The following is an 18473-nucleotide window of genomic DNA, read 5'->3' as shown; positions in this document are numbered from 1 at the left end:
CGGCTGAGGTCGTCCTCGCTCGGGTCGGTCATCTCCTGCCTCCTCGCCACAGCGTACGAGCCTGTCCCCGGCGTCCGTGTCCGTCGTCAGAAGATGTTCCCGATCCGGTCCACCCGCTCCTCGAGCTTGACGTACCGCTTCTCCAGCTCGGCCCGCTTCGAGCCACCGCGTCGCTTCGCCACCCTCGTCAGCGCCTGCGGCCCCGATGCCAAGGGGGTGGGCACGCGGTCCGGGATCTCGTCGTACGCCGGGTCGACGCGGTTGGTGCGGTAGTGGGCCAGCACCTGCGACTCCCACATGGCGGGCTTCCCGTCGGGGAAGCGGAGGTAGTGGCGCAGGATCACGTCCCAGTCCAGCCCCTGGGCGGTGCTGGGGGTGCGGTTGACCTCCGTCACGAGCAGCGAGGCCACCGCCATCGATGCGAACCTCGCGAGGCGCTTGGCCTCCTCGTGCATGGGCTGGCTGCGGGGGGTGTCCTTCGACTGCATGGCGTGCATCCCGACGTGCTCGCCCGTGGCGCCGTTGTCGCTGCGCTCGTCGAGGACGTTGCCCTCACCGAACGCGCGTGAGAGGTCGTGCCGGCGGCTCGTCCTGCGGCTCTTCTCCAGCTCGGCCTGCGCCTCGGAGAAGAAGCTCATCAGGAAGCCGCCGACCCCGGGGGTGTTCTGGCCGAACGACTCGAGGTCCTTGTCGATCGCCAGGGCCCTGCGCCAAGAGGCTGCCGCGGTGTGGTTGAGGTATCCCTTGGTCTCCAGCTGGTCGATGCTCGTGTCGTAGACGCCGGAGCCCAGCTGCGCGGCGTGCACGCCGAGCTGCTTGTCCAGCTCGTCGCCGTCCTTGCCGAGCTCGGATCGGAAGGAGTGGTTGAAGATGGTGCGCACGAGCACCAGCGGCGAGTCGCGGAGCTGCGCGGCCCGCGCCGCCGGCTGGAACGCCTCGACGATGGCCTGAGGCACCACGACCTCCACCCTCTGGATGCGGCTCAGCGGCGCCTCCATGCTCTCCAGCGCCATCGCGAGCGTGTGGAACAGGTCCTTCTTGTCGAACCCGGCCGTGAAGAGATGGTCCAGCGACGGCAGCGAGGTGTCGGGGTCCACGGTGTTGACCGGTCGGTAGGCCGGGTAGCGGAGTCGGCGGAGGAACGACCGGAGCTGGTGCGCCTGGCTGGGGACGAACGTGTCGTCGATGGAGTCCTTGAGTGCCTGCTCCACGTCCTGCGGCAGCCAGTGCGCGCGCACGTTCGCCACGAACCAGGTCCGAAAGGCCTCGTCGGTCATGGTGGGTCGACTGCGACGCAGGCTGTGCCACAGGTGCAGCTCGCAGTAGTTGGAGTGGAAGAAGTAGTCCTCGACGCCGTGCAGGACCTTCCCGAGGCGCACCAGCGCCTCGTGGCGCTCGGGGGCGTCCTGGGCCTGGTTCGAGCAGGCCTTCCAGTCGACCTCGAGCTTCGTGAGGGACTCGGAGAGGTACTCGATGTACTCCTCGAGGTAGTTCGAGAGCCCGCGGGGGCCGCGACGGTAGGCGCGGTGCCGCGGCCGGTGCTCGCCGTACAGCACGTAGGGCGGCATGTCGGTGTGCTCGTGGGGCCAGTACTGCGTGAAGTGGGCCTCGAAGAGTCGATCCAGCTCGGCCTCCTTCAACGGCGCCAACCCCTCGATCTGGGGCAGGATGCGTGACCTCAGGTCGGCGGACTTCGGCGCGCCCTCGGCGAAGAGGGTGTGGGTCACGCCACGGATCGCCTCCTTCATGTAGCCCGCGAACATGCCGTGCCGCCGGTCCGGCGGGTCGTGCTCGCCGAGCAGCTTGTTGATCCACGTGTCCAGGTCGACCCCGAGGTCCAGGATCAGGTCGACGGCGATCGTGCCGACCACGGGGATGAAGCCGAGGATGCCGAGCCAGCCCTTGCGCGTGGCCCTCGTCCACACGTCCGCCTTGGCGTTCATGTGGGCGAAGGGGTCACGGAACTGGCTGAGGTCGGTGAGGTAGTTGCCCAGCTCGACGCAGACGTAGTCCTCCTGCGGCCGGATCCTCACCATGGCGTCGATGACGTGGCGCGAGACCTCCGCGTGGCGGTGCAGGTCGCCCATCGGCTCGCCCTCAGGCGGTGAAGTCCGGCAGCGAGGAGTCCGGCTGGAGGTAGACCAGCGTGGTCGGCACGGTCACCAGCCACGGCTCGCCCTCGGGCTCGGCGCCGTTGAGGTCGTCGGTGGCCGCCTTGAGCTCCTCCACGATCGACAGGAACAGCGGGTCGTCGATGTGGGGCGGGGTGCCGCCGTCCCACAGCACCCCGGTCTCGACGAAGTGCACGATGGCGTCGTTGTAGGCCGGGTGCACCGGCACCACGACCCGGGCGGCGCCGGCCTGGAGGAACTGGTTGAACCTCGGGTCGACGTCGTTCAGCCCCAGCCGCTTGCTCCACGTGGACTCGCGCGCCCAGAAGTACGGGTAGCAGAGGTACGTCAGCTGCTCCCACTCGAAGGCCTGCTCGAAGAACTGGATGAAGCTGCCCTCCTCGGCCGCCTCGAACAGGTCGACCACGGGGGGCGCCCCGCTCACGGCGTTGAAGCCGGTCAGGTCGTCACCGGTCAGGAGGGTGAGGCACTGACGCTTGAGCTCGTTGCGCACGATCTGGTTGTTGATGCCCGGGTTGCGCCCCTGGATCACCACGCCGCGAGCGACCTCCGCCGCCTTCAGCTTGTCCTGGTACATCGCGAGGGCGGCCTGGTACGCGGCGACGACCTTCTCGAAGGTCTTGAGCTGCCACAGCTCGAAGGCGCGGTCGGTGCGCTCGCAGAACACCTCGACGTTGACGACGTACGCCGCCACCTTGGCGGCGATCACGCTGACGGGCACCACGCTGTCCTCGCCCGACAAGGTGCTGTCGTTGCCCGACACCGCCTCCAGGCCCACCAGCACGTCGAAGTGCCAGCCGTCCCAGTGCCAGACGTTCCAGTGGTAGCCGAAGCTGCGGGCGACGTAGCCGTCGGGGAGCACGAGGTCCTTCGACGACTTCGAGGTCGCCTGGTCCTGGGTCATCCCGTTCTGGTCGAAGGCGGAGCTGATCACCTTCCAGGCCGGCGGTGGCGGCTCGACGCCCTGGACGTTGTAGGCCTGCACGTAGTCGCCGAAGTTCCACGGCGTGACGTCGTGGTGCGACGTCCAGCCCAGGGTCCGGGGCTTGGCGACGTCGACCTTCTTGGCGGGGTCGTTCTCCTGCGCGTACATGAAGTACGAGGCTGGCTCGGGGACCACGAACTCGAAGATCATCCTCTTGCCGTAGTTGTAGACCTGGGCCTCGTACTCCTTGTCCACCCAGCGGTAGACGCCGGTGACGTGGCCTCCCCCGGCCGGGCTGTTGTCGATGCCGTGCTGGTTGGTCTCCTCCACCTCGTGCAGGGTCTTGGTGATCCGCTCCTCCCGGGCCCGCTTCTGCACCTTGGTGAGCGACCGGTCGACCACGTCGCGCGCGAAGTTCTGGCTGTTGCGCGTGGTCTCGCTGCTCGAGGTGCTGTAGGCGAAGTTGGCGTACGCACCCAGCTCGACCGGGCCGTACGACGCCGACACCGTGACGCCGGCGTCGATGCTCATGTCGGACTCGATCGTCTTCTCGGTCTCCTTCTTCAGCTCGAAGCGGTCCGTCGTCTGGTTGTCCTTCTCGGTCTCCTCGATGGACTCGGTCTCGATCGTGAGGATCTCCTCGCTGCGGTCCAGGCGCCGGTGCGTGCGCTCCTTGCTCTCGCCGTCCAGGACGTTCTCGATGTGGGCCACCTCGCCGGTCTTGTAGCGCAGGAGCCTCTCCTTGACGACCTTGAGGTCGCCGATGCCCAGCGGCTTGATCACCGGGCGGTCCACCCACGGGAAGAGGATCGGCGTGGGATCCCAGTCGACCTCCAGCGCCTCCTGCAGCTTGTACTGGTGGGCGAACACGGTCATGCCGGGCACGTCCACCGCCTCGGGCGGCATCGCCCTGAGCGCGAGCGGGTCGGGCGAGGAGAGGATCTGCTGCGAGCGCTGGGCGAGCTGCTGCTCCAGTGCGGCGACGATCCGCGGCTTGTCGTTGAGGTCCTCCGTCAGCGGGAGCGCGGCGACCACCTCCCGGGCCGCCCCGGGCAGCTCCTCGATGGTCTGCCGCGGGACGGTCGCCGTACGCCGGCCGCCGGCCGGGACCGTCCCGTCGTCCGTGTCGTCGGAGCCGGAGCCGCCGGCCGAGTCGCGTGCCACGGTCGGCCGGACCTCCGTCTCGACCGCGGTGGTCGGCACCTCACGGACGATCTGGAGCGCCCTGTGCAGGTCGAGGAGCTGCTGCCACGTCTGGGCGTAGCCCGCGAGCGTCTCCTCGTCCCGCTCGGCCTGGGCCACGGCGCGCCTGCGCAGGACCGGGTCGGGCGGATCGACCAGCTCACCCTCGTCGGGCAGCACGAGCGTGAGCTCGGCGACATCGCGCAGCTGACCCACCTTCCGGAGGACCACGCCACGTGACAGCCGCCGTACGAGCCGGGTGGCGCGCAGCGCGTCGCTCAGCCTCTCGAGGTTGGCCGGTGAGCCGAGACGGTTGAGGAGGTAGTACGTCTCCAGCCGGTCCCACAGCTGGGTCACCAGCTCGGCGAACTCGTCATCCTCCACCACCTCCTCGGGCGGGGCGCCCAGCGCCTCGGTGACGGCCTCGGCGAGCCCCTCGACCGTCTGGTCGGCCAGTCCGCGCTTGATCACCGCCACGACGGCGAGCATCGCGTCGCCCATCCGGGTGTCCGGCACGTCCGGCACCAGGCCGTCCTCTTCCGCCGCCGCCCGCAGCGCAGGCAGGAGCCGTCGGTGACTTCGCCCGTCGAGCCGCGCGGCGACCTGCCCCACGTAGGTGTCCCCGAACGGGCGACGGTCGCGGATGACCACCGCGGGCTCGGCGTCCGCGGGAAGTGCAGGCGGGCGGATGGCGACGAACCGGAAGAGATCGGTGTGCGGCTCGGACATGGGCGGCCTTCCTCTCGGGAGTGCTGGCGGCCGCGGTCCCCTGGGCGACGCACCGATCGGACGAGGATGACCGGACGTGCGTGATCGCAGCGTGACCGTCCCCGTGACCGCAGCGGATTCCGTCGGCCAACGGGGCGTCGGGGTCCCGTGCAGGACGCGGTGAGCAGCGCCGACCCGGTCTAGTCCTCCGGGGAATCACCGATGCGGGGGCACCGACGGGCCTGCTCCACTGGAACTCATGCAGCGACGGATCGCGGGAGTCCTGACGGGACGTGTCACCAAGTGGATCGTGCTCGTCGTGGCGCTGGTGCTCACCGGCTTCATGGCGTTCTACTCCACCAAGCTCACCTCGGTGCAGAACAACGAGGCGTCCTCGTGGCTGCCCGGGAGCGCCGAGTCGACAGAGGTGCTCGACGAGCTCTCCCAGGCCGTCGACCCCAACGACATCCCGACGCTCGTGGTCTACCACCGCGACGGCGGCCTCACCGACGACGACCTGGCGGCGATGGAGGCCGACGGCGCGGAGATCACCGACCTCGACGGGGTCACCGAGCAAGGCGTCCTCACGCCCACTGCCGCGGAGGCCGCCGCGGCCCAGGGTGCTCCCGTGCCGACGCTCGTGTCCGACGACGGTGAGGTCGCCTACCTCTACTTCGTGCTCAACTTCGGCACGAACGGGTGGAACGCGATCCCGGACGCCGCCGAGGAGATCCGCGACATCGCAGCCATCGACGGCGGCGAGGTCCACCTCGCGGGCTACGGCGGCCAGGCGGCCGACTCGGCTGCGGCCTTCGAGGGCATCGACACCACCCTCATCATGATCACGCTGCTCGTCGTCGTCGTGCTGCTGCTCGTCACCTACCGCAGCGCCTACCTCTGGCTGCTCCCGATCCTCTGCGCCGTCGTGGCCAACTTCATCGCCACCGGCCTGGTCTACCTCCTGGCGAAGAACGCCGGGCTCACCGTGAACGGGCAGAGCCAGGCCATCCTGAGCATCCTCGTGATCGGCGCCGGCACCGACTACGCCCTGCTCCTGGTCGCTCGCTACCGGGAGGAGCTGCGCCGCCACGAGGACCGGCACGAGGCGATGGCGTACGCCCTCCACCGCGCCGCGCCCGCCATCCTGGCCAGCGCGGCCACGGTCGCCGTCGGCATGCTGTGCCTGTCGGTCGCCGAGCTCAACTCCACGGCGGGCCTGGGTCCGGTCAACGCCATCGGGATCGGCGTCACCTTCCTGGTCATGGTCGTGCTGCTCCCGGCGCTGCTGGTCATCTGCGGGCGGTGGGTCTTCGGCCCGCAGCGCGGCGGACACCGGACGTGGGTGCTCCTGGGCCTCGGCCACATCGTCACCGGCGTCGTCCTCGGCGGCATCGGGTACGCCCTCCGCGGGCTGGGCAGGACGATCGAGGCGTTCGGCCTCCTGGTCTCGGTCGTGGGCGGGCTGTCCGCCTTCCTCGGCGTGCTGGTGCTCCTGCAGGTCGCCATCGAGCACTGGACCAAGGTCCACAGCCGTCCAGACTTCGGCAGCCCGGAGCCCACCGCCACCGGCCCGTGGGCCCGGGTCGGTCGCGCGATCAGCCATCGCCCGCGGCGCGTCTGGGTGACGACCACCGGACTGCTGCTGCTCGCGTGCCTGGGACTGTTCCGCCTCGACGCCTCGGGGCTGTCGACCGAGGACACCTACACCAAGGAGTTCGACTCGATCAAGGGACAGCGGCTGCTCACCGAGCACGGCCTGTCCGACAGCTCCAACACCATCCAGGTCGTCACCGACACCGCCAGCGCCGCCGACGTCGCCGCGTCACTGGAGGACGTCGACGGCCTCGGCGCGCCCGGAGAGGTCCGGCCGCTGTCGGACGGCCGATCCTGGTTCGAGGCGACCGTCGACGCCGACATCTCCTCGAGCACCGCCGCCGACATCGTCGAGGCCTCGCGGGAGGCGGTGCACGACGTCGACGGCGCGGACGCGCTCGTGGGCGGCGGGTCGGCGTTCTACCTCGACACCAAGATCGCGTCCGTGCGGGACAGCTGGGTGATCATGCCCCTCGTGCTGACCGTGGTGCTGCTGATCCTCATCGGCCTGCTGCGGGCCGTGCTGGCGCCCCTGCTCCTCATCGGGACGGTGGTGCTGTCCTTCGGCGCCGCGCTCGGCATCTCGGCGCTGCTCTTCGAGTACGTCTTCGGCTTCGCCGGCTCCGACCCGGGCTTCCCGCTGTTCGCCTTCGTCTTCCTGGTCGCCCTCGGCATCGACTACAACATCTTCCTGATGACCCGCGTCCGGGAGGAGACCGAGGCGCACGGCACCCGCAAGGGGTCGCTCATCGCCCTCGCGTCGACCGGAGGCGTGATCACCTCGGCCGGCATCGTGCTCGCCGCGACGTTCCTCGTGCTCGGCTCGCTGCCGCTGGTGTTCCTCGCCGAGCTCGGCGTCGCTGTCGCGCTGGGTGTCATGCTCGACACGATGATCGTCCGCTCGGTGCTCGTCACGGCCCTCAACCTCGACCTCGGCGGGAAGATCTGGTGGCCGAGCAGGCTCGACCGGGAGGACGCCCCACTCACCGCCGCGGAGGCCGAGGCGCCGTTGGAGACGGTGCACTGAAGCCGTGGCACATGACGAGGCACTGGCCCGAGCAGCCGAGGTGAACGAGACGAGTCGGCCCTCGAGTGGCACCACTTCCCCGAGGTGCCCGACCGTCGTGCGCGCATCGACGCCTTCCTCGACGCCTATGGGATCCCGGCCGACTTCGACGTCGCCGATGCGGTCATCCGACACCGTCACGCCACCATCGAGCACGTCCGCCTCCTCGCCGACCAAGGGGTCGAGCCGCAGAGGACCTGGGTCGCCGAGGGCAGCCTCGAGGACGAGGCAGCGGAGATCAGGTGGATCGAGGGGAACCGGGCGCTCCTCGCCGTCAGCCCCGCAATCCCGCCTACGCCGCGATACGCGGCCAGGTCCAGGCGGACCGCAGGATGAAGACGAGGATGGCCGTCTCGACCGTCACGCCGAGGCCGTAGAACCACAGCCACTCGCCGCCGGAGAGGTTGAACAGCGTGACGGGGACGTAGAGCGATGCCACGACGAGGTTGAGGGCGCGGTTCGCTCGTGCCGGCAGTGCCATGGAGAGCAGGACCATCACGCTCGGGATGCCCACGAGCGTGAGCGAGGTGACGGCGAAGGTCTGGCTGATGTCGAACGTGAAGACGATGCCGTCGAGGATGTCGGCGACGGCTCCGGGCTTGTAGAGGTGGAGGTGGTCGACGTAGACGTAGAAGAACATCATGCTGGTCCAGGCGGCGGCGAGCTTCGCCCTGGCAGGCACGGGCGGGTCGTGCAGGGTCGTCGGGGTCGTGGCCGAGGACGTGGTCGTGGTCGAGGCGCTCACGGGACTCTTCTCTCTCATCGGGGTGTCGAGTCCACGATGGTCGAGCGCGTGCCCCGTGCCCTCGGCCCGGGAGCCCGACCTCCCGACCACCCGGGCGAGTGGTCCCTCGTCCGATCGGCCGACCGCACGCTCAGCGCGACGGCAGCGTCAGGACCTCGGCCCCGTCCTCGGTGATCGCGATGGTGTGCTCGCTGTGGGCCGTACGGCACCCAGTGGCGCTGCGCAGGGTCCAGCCGTCGTCGTCAGTGACCAGCTCGTCGGTGTCGGACATGATCCACGGCTCGAGCGCGAGCAGCAGCCCCGGACGGAGCTGGTAGCCGCGCCCGGGGCGCCCGTCGTTGGCGACGTGCGGGTCCTGGTGCATCGTCGTGCCGATGCCGTGGCCGCCGAACTGCATGTTGATCGGGTAGCCCGCGTCGGTCAGCACGGTGCCGATGGCGTGGGACAGGTCGCCGATGCGGGCACCGGGGCCGGCCGCGGCGATGCCGGCGGCGAGCGCACGCTCGGTGGTCTCGATGAGCTGGACGCTCTCGGCGGGGCGGCTCTCCCCCACGACGAAGCTGATCGCGGAGTCGGCGGCGATCCCGTCGAGGCGGACCGCCAGGTCGAGGGTCAGGAGGTCGCCGTCGGCCAGGCGCTGGTCGCGCGGGCGCCCGTGCAGCACCGCGTCGTTCACGGCCGTGCAGACGTAGTGGCCGAACGGTCCGCGGCCGAACGACGGGGCGTAGTCGACGTAGCAGGACTCGGCGCCGGCCTCGCGGATCAGCTCCGCGGTCCAGCGGTCGAGCTCGAGCAGGTTGGTGCCGACCTCGCTGCGCTGGCGGAGCGTGGCGAGGATGTCGCCGACGAGGGCGCCGGTGCGGCGGGCCTTGTCGACCTGGCCGGGCGTGAGGATCTCGATCATCGCAGCCCCAGCCTCGCACAGCGCTTCTCGGTGGCCCCGCTGCACAGCTCGTCGAGGTCGATGGCTCCTTGGGCCACGAGCACCGAGGTGAGCGAGTCGACGGTGACCTCCTGGTCGCGGTAGAGCCAGGACTCCACGCCGTCGACCACCTCGCCGTCGGCCACGGTCGCGTCGGCGAGGAACGCCACGGCGACGTCGGCCGCCCGCTCGCTCATCGCGCGGGTCGGGACGTAGGTCATCGACTCCTCCTCACCGAGGAGGACGTCGCGCGCGGCGTCGAGGTCCGTGCCCTCCTGGCGCGGCAGCGAGCCGCCCTCGAGCCCGACGTGGCGCTCGGCGCCCGGCACGAGCTCGCCGAGCGAGACGACGGGCAGGCCGCTGCCGGTGAGGGTGCCGAGGTCGTCGGGCTCGACCGGCACGACGACGACCACGTCGGCCGACGTCGCCTCGGCCTGTCGGGCCTGGCTCTTCTGCACCTCGGCGTCGCCCTCGGCGTCGTAGACCCGGACCCGGCACTCGTCGCAGGTCGCCTCGACCCGCTCGGTGAACCGGTCGACGTCGACGGCGCGCGAGGAGGAGTCGGTGCCGTCGGCGACCAGGAGCGCGACGGTCGGCTCGTCGTCCATGCACGCCGACAGCAGCGGCGCTGCGGCGGTGAGCACGACAGCGAGGACGACGGAGGAGGAGCGGGCGCGGAGCATCGCGAGGAGGTTATCGAGCCGCACTGGTCCAGCGCGCACCCGGCAAGGCGTTGACTTTAATTCGAGTGTCGTACTAAATAGGTCGTGTGACCCTCGTCATCGGCATCGACTCCTCGACACAGTCGACCAAGGCCCTGCTCGTCGACGCCGACGACGGGTCCGTCGTCGCCCACCAGACCGCTCCACACCCGCCCGGCACCGAGGTCGACCCCGCCGCGTGGCTGCACGCGGTGGAGGCGGCCACCGATGGCCTGCTCGAGCGCGCGGGCGCCGTCTCCGTCGCCGGCCAGCAGCACGGCATGGTCGCCGTCGACGACGCCGGCACCCCGGTGCGCGACGCGCTGCTGTGGAACGACACCCGCTCCGCCGGCGCGGCCCGCGACCTCGTCGCCGAGATGGGTGGTCCGCAGGCGTGCGCGGACGCCGTCGGCAGCGTGCTGGTCGCCTCCTTCACCTCGACCAAGCTGCGGTGGCTGCGCGACCACGAGCCCGACCACGCGGCGCGCGTGCGCTCCGTACGGCTGCCGCACGACCACGTGTCCCTCCACCTCAGCGCCCCCGGGACCGGCGCGTTCACCGACCGCGGCGACGCGTCCGGCACCGGCTACTTCTCCGCGCCCGACGACGCCTGGCGTCCCGACCTCGCCGCGCTCGCCCTCGGGCACGACGTCGACCTGCCCCGCATCGTCGCCCCTGGCACGGTCGCCGCCGAGACACCGCACGGCGCCGTCGTCGCGGGTGGCACCGGCGACAACATGGGCGCCGCCCTCGGCATGGCACTCGGCCCCGGCGACCTGCTGGTCTCCGTCGGCACCTCGGGCGTGGCGTCCACGATCAGCCCGACCCCGGTCGCCGACGGCACGGGCGTGGTCACCGGCTTCGCCGACGCCGCCGGCGGCTACCTCCCGATGGTCACCACCCTCAACGCCGCAGGCATCCTCGACCTCCAGGCCCGCTGGCTGGGCGTCGACCACGACGACCTCGCCGAGCTCGCCCTGGCCTCCACCCCGGGCGCCGGCGGGGTGACCCTGCTCCCCTACTACGGCGGCGAGCGCTCCCCCGACCGGCCCGGCGCGGTCGGAACCTGGACCGGCCTGACGCCGGCCACCACCCGCCCCGACCTCGCCCGCGCGGCGTACGAGGCCCTCCTCTGCTCGCTGGCCGACGCCGTCGACCGGCTCGTCGCCGCGACCGGGCAGGAGCCCCGGCGCCTGCTCATGGTCGGCGGGGCCACGAAGAGCGCCGCCCTGCGAGCGCTGGCGCCGGCGGTCCTCGGCCGCGAGGTCGTGCTGCCCCCGGAGGGCGAGTACGTCGCCCTCGGCGCGGCCCGCCAGGCCGCCTGGGCCCTGGCCGGTTCGGCCGAGCCGCCCACCTGGCCCGAGCGCGAGGCCACCGTGCTGCGCGCCGAGCCGACCCCCCGCGTCCGCGAGGCGTACGCCGGCCTCCGCGAGCGCACCGCCCCCTGGACCTCCTGAACCACCACACCCCTCTCACCCTGAACGACCGCAACGGAAGGCACCCCATGAGCACCCAGATCCCCACCCCGACCCCCGAGGACAAGTTCTCCTTCGGCCTCTGGACCGTCGGCTGGCAGGGCGTCGACCCGTTCGGCGGCGCCACCCGCCCGCACATGGACACCGTGCACGCGCTGGAGAAGCTCGCGGAGCTGGGGGCGTACGGCGTGAACTTCCACGACGACGACGTGATCCCCTTCGGCAGCGACGAGGCCACGCGCGAGCAGATCATCGGCCGCTTCAAGCAGGGCCTCGAGGACACCGGCCTGGTCGTCACCACCGCCACGACCAACCTGTTCAGCCACCCGGTCTTCAAGGCCGGCGGCTTCACCAACAACGACCGCGACATCCGTCGCTTCGCGCTGCGCAAGGTGATGCGCAACATCGACCTGGCCGCCGAGCTCGGCGCCAAGGTCTACGTCGCGTGGGGCGGCCGCGAGGGAGCCGATTACGGCGCCTCCCAGGACACCCGCGTGGCCCTCGACCGGATGAAGGAGGCCTTCGACGTCCTCGGCGACTACGTGACCGACCAGGGCTACGACCTCCGCTTCGCGATCGAGCCCAAGCCCAACGAGCCGCGTGGCGACATCCTGCTCCCGACGATCGGGCACGCCCTGGCCTTCATCGAGCGCCTCGAGCGTCCCGAGCTGGTCGGCGTGAACCCCGAGATCGGCCACGAGGAGATGGCCGGGATGAACGCCGCCGCCGGCTACGCGCAGGCGATCTGGGCGGGCAAGCTCTTCCACATCGACCTCAACGGCCAGAACGGCCCGAAGTACGACCAGGATCTGCGCTTCGGCGCCGGCAACGTGCGCGGCGCCTTCTGGGTGGTCGACGCGCTGCTGGAGGGTGGCTACGACGGGCCCGTCCACTTCGACTACAAGCCTGCGCGCACCGAGGACGAGGACGGCGTGTGGGTCTCCGCCGCGGCCAACATGCGCAACTACCTCGTCCTGCGCGAGAAGGTGAAGGCCTTCCGCGCCGACCCCGAGGTGCAGGCCGCGCTCGAGGCGGCGAAGGTGCCCGAGCTGTCGGTCCCGACCGTCGGCGGCGACGAGGGGTGGCGCGGCCTGCTCGACGCCGAGCTCGCCGACCCCGAGGTGCTGGCGGCGCGTGGCGGTGCCTTCGAGCACCTCGACCAGCTGGCTCTCGAGCACCTGTACGGCGTCCGCTGACGGTGCAGCCCCTGACCACACAACCTCGCCACGCCGGGACCGAGGGGTTGCGGCGGCAGAACACCGCCGCCGTCCTGCGCTCCCTGCGCGAGCACGGCGCGTCCTCGCGCGCCGAGCTCGCGCAGCACACCGGGCTCGCCAAGGCGACGATCGGCGTGATCGTCGCGGGCCTCGAGGCCGCGGGGGCCGTGGTCGAGGAGGACTCGCGACCGGGCGCCCGCGGCCGGCCCGGGCGGCCCGTCGCGCTGCGCGGTGACCGGTACGCCGGCCTCGGCCTCGAGCTCAACGTCGACTACGTCTCGGCCGTCGTCCTCGACCTCGGTGGCATCGTGGTCTTCGGTGACAGCCGGCCGGCGACAGGTCCCGACTCCCTCACCGACCTGGTGCGCGAGGTGGTCGACCGGCACGTCGACGGCCGCGAGGTGGTCGGGACGACCCTGGCCGTCCCGGCGCTGGTGCGCGGCGACGACCGTACGGTGGCCTGGGCCCCCAACCTCGACGTCGAGGGCCGCGACCTGGCGGAGGCCGTCGGCGGCCTGGTCCCCGGCGGTGCGGTGCAGGTCAGCAACGACGCCAACTGCGCGGCGTACGCCGAGGCGCACCACGGCGCGGCGCGCGGCGTACGGCACGCTCTCTACCTCACCGGCACCGTCGGCATCGGCGCCGGCATCCTCCAGCACGGCGAGCTCGTCCGCGGCGGGGCGGGTTTCGCCGGCGAGGTCGGCCACATGCCTGTCGGCGACTCCGCGGCCGAGTGCGGATGTGGTCGCCGCGGGTGCTGGGAGGCCTCGGTCGGCCTGCACGCGATGCTGGCAGCCGTCGGCATGCCCGAGCTCGACACCCCGCTGCGCAGCGCCGAGGCGGTCGCCGCCCGGGCCGCCGACGACGCGGGCGTGCGGGCCGGGCTCGAGCGCGTGGGCCACGACCTCGGCCTCGGGATCGCCATGCTCAGCAGCATCCTCGACCCGGAGGTCGTGGTGCTCGGCGGCTACCTCGCCTCGCTCGGCGACCTCGTCCTCGAGCCTGCCCGCCGCACCCTCGACGAGCGGCTCGCCTCCCCCGCCCAGGTCCGCCCGGAGCTGCGCCCCAGCACGCTCGGGATCCGGGCCGCCGCCCTCGGCGCGGCCGAGCAGTCGCTCGGGCCGGTCTTCAGCGGCGACCGCGACCTGACGGGCTGAGGCAGGAGCTCAGCCGGCGAGCCGCGCGCGTACGTCCACGAGCGCGGCGCCAAGGGCTGCGACGGGGTCGACGAAGAGCGGCTCGAGGGCGATCTCGGCAGCGCCGAGCAGCGCGGAGTCGGACCCCAGCGCCGGCAGGACGAGGGTCACCGACTCGAGCGGGGCCGGCAGCGCCCGGTCGGCGAGACCGGCGTCGACCTCCGCCTCCACCAGCGGGTACAGCACTCGGAAGTAGCCGCCGAGGACGATGAGGCGAGGGTTGAACGTGTTGACGATGCTCGCCAGCCCGTGGCCCAGCGCCGTGCCGGTGACGCGGAGCTCGCGCGTCGGCTCCGTGAACCCCTCGAGCACCTCGTCGAGCTGGGCGACCTTGTCGGGCGGGCAGTCGATCGCCTCGGCGATGGCGTGCCCTCCCACCTCGGTCTCCCAGCAGCCGAGGTTGCCGCAGTGGCACGGGCGACCCTGCGGGTTGAACCGCAGGTGCCCGACCTCGCCGGCGTAGCCGCCGGCTCCCTCGAGCCGTACGCCGCCTGCGATGACACCGGCACCGACGCCGACGTTGCCGGAGACGTAGATCAGGTCGTCGACGCCGACTCCCGCGCCGCGCACGTGCTCGGCGAGCGCGCCGAGGTCGGCGTCGTTGGCCAGCGACACTGGCACGTCGAGCCCCAGCGCAGCAAGGACGATCCCGCCGAACGACACGTCGTGCCACTCCAGGTTGGGCGCGAGCCGGACGAGCCCGTCCCTGCGGCGCACCAGGCCGGGGACGCTGATCCCGATGCCGACCAGGGGCGCCGCGGGAGGGGCGTCCTCGACGACCCGGCGGATGAGGGCGGCGACCGCCGCACCGACCTGCCAGGCCTCGCCGTCGCTGTGCACGGGCGCCTGCGCCCGTTCGAGCACCGTGCCCCCGAGGCCCACCCGGGCCACCACGGCTCGCTCGACCCCGAGGTCCACGGCGATCACGTAGGGACCCCCGGCTGCGATGCGCACGCCCGCGGACGGGCGCCCGGCTCCCTGCCGGGCCCCGCCCATCGGCGTGGTGTGCTCGGAGATCCCGAGCGACTCCAGCTCGCCGACCAGGCCGGCGATGGTGCTGCGGTTGAGCCCCATGAGGCTGGTCAGCTCGGCGCGCGAGATCTGCCCGGCCCCGTGGACGTGCCGGAGCAGGGTGCCGAGATTGTGGCGCCGGACGGCCTCCTGGTTGGTGCCGAGGCCCGCGCGCCGTTGCGGGCTCATCGTCGGGACCTAGACGCCCGCCGAGGAACGACGGCGGCGCGAGATGGCATCGACGCTCGCCGCGAGCAGCAGGACGCCGCCGGTGACGAGGAAGTTGATGTAGCTCGCCTGGTTGAGCAGGCCGAGGCCGTTGGGGATGGTCGCGATCACGAGGCCGCCGATCACCCCGTCGATGGCCCGGCCGCGCCCGCCGAACAGGCTGGTGCCGCCGATGACGGCCGCACCCACGGCGTACAGCAGCACGTTGCCGCCGCCGGAGCCCGGCGAGACCTTGCCGACGTAGGACGCCAGCAGCAGGCCGCTGAGCGCCGCCATCGACGAGCAGATGACGAAGGCCATGATGCGGACTCGGCGCACGTTGATGCCCGCGCGTCGGGCGGCCTCGGCGTTGCCGCCGACCGCGTAGAGGTGGCGGCCGAAGCGGGTCTTGGTGAGGACGAAGGTCCAGAACAGCAGCAGCGCGATGACGACCGGGGCCACCCACGGGATGCCGGCGATGGTGAAGTTCGGGTTGGGTGCACGGTTGGCGTTCAGGAGCGCGGTGAGGCCGAGCACCACCACGGCCAGCACCGCGATCCGGATCGCGACGAGGCCGATCGGCTGGTGGACCAGGCCCTTCGCGGACAGGGTCCGGTAGCGCCACAGCGACAGGGCGGCGAAGCCGACGACGATGAGGATCGCCGCGACCCAGCCGGCGGTCACCGGGACGTTCTTGATCGACAGCCCCCGCAGCACCGGGTCGTCGTAGCGCAGCGACCCGCCCGAGCCGATCAGCCGCAGCGGCACCGCCTGCAGCGCCAGGAAAAAGGCGAGGGTCACGACGAAGGACGGGATGCCGAGGAAGGAGACGAGCGCGCCGATGGCCGTGCCGATGAGGGCACCGACGGCGACGCCGGCGAGAGTGGCGAGCCACCACGTCCAGTCGTAGTCGATGAGCATCAGGGCAGTGATCGTCGCGCAGGCCCCACCCGCGACACCGGCCGACAGGTCGATCTCGCCGAGCAGCAGGACGAAGACGATGCCCATCGCCATGACGCAGATCGAGCCGGCCTGGATGACCAGGTTGGCCATGTTGTAGGTCGTGAGGAACCGGTCGTTGAGCGAGGCGAAGACAACGAAGAGGAAGATCAGTCCGAGGATCGCGGGCAGCGAGCCCATGTCACCACCGCGCAGGCGGTTGACGTAGTCGCGCGCCGAGTCGCCGATCGTGGCGGCCTGGCGGTTGTCGTTGTCGAACCCGCTGGCGGCGGGCGTCGAGGAGGACGCGGTGTCGGTGTCAGCAGTCATGATGTGGTCTCCGGTCCTTCTCAGGCGGTCGCGGTCGCAGGGTTCTCGGCGATGCCGAGGTCGCCGGAGCGACCGGCGGTGATGAGCTCCACCACCTGGCTGTGGGTGACGTCCTTGGCCGGGACGTCAGCGGCCACCCGGCCGAGGTAGAGGGCGGTGATCCGGTCGGCGACCTCGAAGACGTCGCCCATGTTGTGCGAGATCAGCACCACGCCCAGGCCACGGTCGGCGAGGCGACGGACGAGGTCGAGCACCTGGCGCGTCTGGGCGACGCCCAGCGCCGCGGTGGGCTCGTCGAGCAGCACGATCTTGGAGTTCCACAGCACGGCCTTGGCGATCGCCACGGTCTGGCGCTGGCCGCCGGACAGGCTGGCGACGCTCTGGCGCACGGACTTGACGGTGCGGACCGAGAGGGACGCGAGGGTCTCGCGGGCGCGGGACTCCATGGTCACCTCGTCGAGGCCGAGGCGGGTGGTCTCCTCGCGACCGAGGAACATGTTCTGGACGATGTCGAGGTTGTCGCACAGCGCGAGGTCCTGATAGACGACCTCGACGCCGAGGGCGGCGACGTCGCGCGGGCCGTGCACCTCGACCGGCTTGCCGTCGAAGTAGTACTCGCCGCTGTCGCGGCCGTAGATGCCGGCGATGATCTTCACGAGGGTGGACTTGCCGGCGCCGTTGTCACCGACGAGCGCGGTGACCTGGCCGGGATAGACGGCGAAGTCGACGTCGTGCAGGACGTGCACCACGCCGAAGCTCTTGTTGACGCCGCGCAGCTCGAGCAGCGGTTCAGCCATGGATCTACTCCGATCGGGAGGAATTTGTTGTCCGCATCGACGCAGGGGAGGCGTCGCGGACGGAGCTGGGGGTGGGACGGTGCCAGGGCGTCGTGCGCCCCGACACCGTCCCACGTCAGGGTGTGATCAGGAGCTGATCAGGAGATGCCGGCCTCGGCGCACAGGTCGGCGAAGTCGCCGGCGCACACGTCCTCGGCCTTCTGGCCACCGTCCTCGATGACGTCGCCGACGTTGTCCTTGGTGATGGACTGCGGCTCGAGCAGGATGGACGGGACCTCGCTGTCGTCGGAGGAGTCCACCGTCGTGCCGGTGGTCTCCGCCTCCTCGCCGTTGGCGAGCGCGATGGCGGCGTCGGCGAGCGCCTGCGCCTCCTGCGTGGCGGACTTGTAGACCGTCATGCACTGGGTGCCGGCAAGCACGTTCTGCAGGCCCTCGACCGTGGCGTCCTGGCCCGTGACGGGAACCTTGCCGGCCTGGCCCGCACCCTCGAGGATGCTGATGGCGGCGCCGCCGAGGCCGTCGTTGGCGGCGAGCACGCCGTCGACCTTGCCGTCCGCAGCGGTGTAGAGCTGCTGGAAGATGGTGGCGGCCTCCTCGTTGTCCCAGTCGGGGACAGCCTGCTCACCGACGATCTCGTAGCTGTCGATCTCGTCGAGCACGCTGTGGGCACCCTCGGCGAACAGCGTCGCGTTGTTGTCGGTCGGCGAGCCGTTGAGGTAGATGATGTTGGCCGGCTTGTCGCCGAGGCAGTCCGCGAGGCCCTGGCCCTGCAGCTCCCCGACGACGGTGTTGTCGAAGGAGACGTAGTACTCCGCCGAGCCGCCGAGGGTGAGGCGGTCGTAGTCGATGGTGGCGACGCCCTGCGAGGCAGCCTTCTCCTGGATGGCCGCACCCGACTCGGAGTCGAGGTTGACGATCGCGAGCACCGTCACGCCGTCACCGATCATGGTGTCGGCGATCTGGGTCATCCGCTCGGCGTCGCCCTCGGCGTTCTGGATGTCGAACTCGACGCCCGCCTCCTCGAAGGCGGCCGTGAGGGCCGGGCGGTCCGCGCTCTCCCACCGCACCGAGGACTCGGTGTCGGGCAGGATGACGCCGATCTTGCCCGCGGCCTCGGAGCCGCTGCCACTGTCGTCGCTGCCGCTGCTGCCGCCGTCGTCGTCGCTGCCACAGGCCGTCAGGGCCATGGCTGCGCCTACGAGGGTGACGAGGACCAAGTTGTGCTTCCGCTTCACGCGAACCGCCTCCTAGCGATTTCGTGCGCGTCGGCTGGTGTCCTCAGCCGACGTGCATATGTTGTTCCAGACAACATATGAAGTGACCGTCG

The 18473-nt window shown here is 71.3% G+C and carries 14 protein-coding genes; 5 read left to right on the top strand and 9 right to left on the bottom strand.

Annotated elements, in window-relative coordinates:
* Window positions 1–86: 86 nt before the first annotated feature.
* Together EXE59_RS11100 and EXE59_RS11095 are read right to left on the bottom strand one after the other, a co-directional pair.
* A complete protein-coding gene (locus EXE59_RS11100; RefSeq protein WP_135838957.1) occupies window positions 87–2087 on the bottom strand; it encodes an HET-C-related protein in 2001 nt (666 codons plus the stop codon).
* Between the two features lie 10 nt (window positions 2088–2097).
* Window positions 2098–4968: a hypothetical protein gene (locus tag EXE59_RS11095; RefSeq protein ID WP_135838956.1), complete on the bottom strand. Its 2871-nt coding sequence runs from the start codon at window positions 4966–4968 to the stop codon at window positions 2098–2100.
* Window positions 4969–5206: 238 nt separating this feature from the next.
* On the opposite strand from EXE59_RS11095, the gene EXE59_RS24475 reads away from it, so the two are divergent.
* Window positions 5207–7567, top strand: coding sequence for an MMPL family transporter (locus EXE59_RS24475; protein ID WP_246056712.1), 2361 nt, complete (start codon window positions 5207–5209; stop codon window positions 7565–7567).
* Between the two features lie 84 nt (window positions 7568–7651).
* A complete protein-coding gene (locus tag EXE59_RS11080) occupies window positions 7652–7942 on the top strand; it encodes a hypothetical protein (protein WP_135838955.1) in 291 nt (96 codons plus the stop codon).
* On the opposite strand, the gene EXE59_RS11075 is transcribed toward EXE59_RS11080, so the two are convergent.
* From EXE59_RS11075 to EXE59_RS11065, 3 genes are all read right to left on the bottom strand, one after another.
* Window positions 7899–8351 carry a DUF6326 family protein gene (locus tag EXE59_RS11075; RefSeq protein ID WP_210428961.1) on the bottom strand — a complete coding sequence of 151 codons (453 nt, stop codon included), beginning with the start codon at window positions 8349–8351 and terminating at the stop codon, window positions 7899–7901. The two genes, EXE59_RS11080 and EXE59_RS11075, sit on opposite strands and share 44 nt — an antisense overlap.
* Window positions 8352–8481: 130 nt before the next feature.
* The gene (map, locus tag EXE59_RS11070) at window positions 8482–9255 is read right to left on the bottom strand and encodes a type I methionyl aminopeptidase (protein ID WP_135838953.1); all 774 of its coding nucleotides are present in this window, start codon (window positions 9253–9255) and stop codon (window positions 8482–8484) included.
* On the bottom strand, window positions 9252–9956 hold the full coding sequence (locus EXE59_RS11065) for a hypothetical protein (protein WP_135838952.1): 705 nt from the start codon (window positions 9954–9956) through the stop codon (window positions 9252–9254). The genes map and EXE59_RS11065 overlap by 4 nt, the downstream gene beginning before the upstream one ends.
* A gap of 86 nt (window positions 9957–10042) precedes the next feature.
* Between EXE59_RS11065 and EXE59_RS11060 the strand changes: the two genes are divergently transcribed.
* From EXE59_RS11060 to EXE59_RS11050, 3 genes are read left to right on the top strand one after another with little or no spacing between them, the layout of a single operon-like run.
* Complete coding sequence (locus EXE59_RS11060) at window positions 10043–11431, top strand: FGGY-family carbohydrate kinase (protein WP_135838951.1); 1389 nt, start codon at window positions 10043–10045, stop codon at window positions 11429–11431.
* 47 nt (window positions 11432–11478) lie between these two features.
* The gene (gene xylA / locus EXE59_RS11055; protein ID WP_135838950.1) at window positions 11479–12645 is read left to right on the top strand and encodes a xylose isomerase; all 1167 of its coding nucleotides are present in this window, start codon (window positions 11479–11481) and stop codon (window positions 12643–12645) included.
* 2 nt (window positions 12646–12647) lie between these two features.
* Window positions 12648–13823 (top strand): ROK family transcriptional regulator, encoded by a 1176-nt coding sequence (locus EXE59_RS11050; protein WP_135838949.1) that lies wholly within the window; start codon window positions 12648–12650, stop codon window positions 13821–13823.
* A 9-nt stretch (window positions 13824–13832) separates the two neighbouring features.
* Here the strand turns inward: EXE59_RS11050 and EXE59_RS11045 are convergent, their stop codons facing one another.
* From EXE59_RS11045 to EXE59_RS11030, 4 genes are all read right to left on the bottom strand, one after another.
* Window positions 13833–15062, bottom strand: a complete 1230-nt coding sequence (locus EXE59_RS11045) for an ROK family protein (protein WP_135838948.1) — start codon at window positions 15060–15062, stop codon at window positions 13833–13835.
* A gap of 9 nt (window positions 15063–15071) precedes the next feature.
* The gene (locus EXE59_RS11040; RefSeq protein ID WP_135838947.1) at window positions 15072–16349 is read right to left on the bottom strand and encodes a sugar ABC transporter permease; all 1278 of its coding nucleotides are present in this window, start codon (window positions 16347–16349) and stop codon (window positions 15072–15074) included.
* A gap of 20 nt (window positions 16350–16369) precedes the next feature.
* The gene (locus EXE59_RS11035; protein ID WP_135838946.1) at window positions 16370–17146 is read right to left on the bottom strand and encodes an ATP-binding cassette domain-containing protein; all 777 of its coding nucleotides are present in this window, start codon (window positions 17144–17146) and stop codon (window positions 16370–16372) included.
* A gap of 137 nt (window positions 17147–17283) precedes the next feature.
* Window positions 17284–18381 carry a sugar ABC transporter substrate-binding protein gene (locus EXE59_RS11030; RefSeq protein WP_135838945.1) on the bottom strand — a complete coding sequence of 366 codons (1098 nt, stop codon included), beginning with the start codon at window positions 18379–18381 and terminating at the stop codon, window positions 17284–17286.
* Between the last annotated feature and the right edge of the window lie 92 nt (window positions 18382–18473).

The organism is Nocardioides eburneiflavus (assembly GCF_004785795.1).
Taxonomy (GTDB): Bacteria; Actinomycetota; Actinomycetes; order Propionibacteriales; family Nocardioidaceae; genus Nocardioides; species Nocardioides eburneiflavus.
Note: the sequence above shows the minus strand (reverse complement) of the source record. Positions and strands in the feature narration are given on the sequence as shown.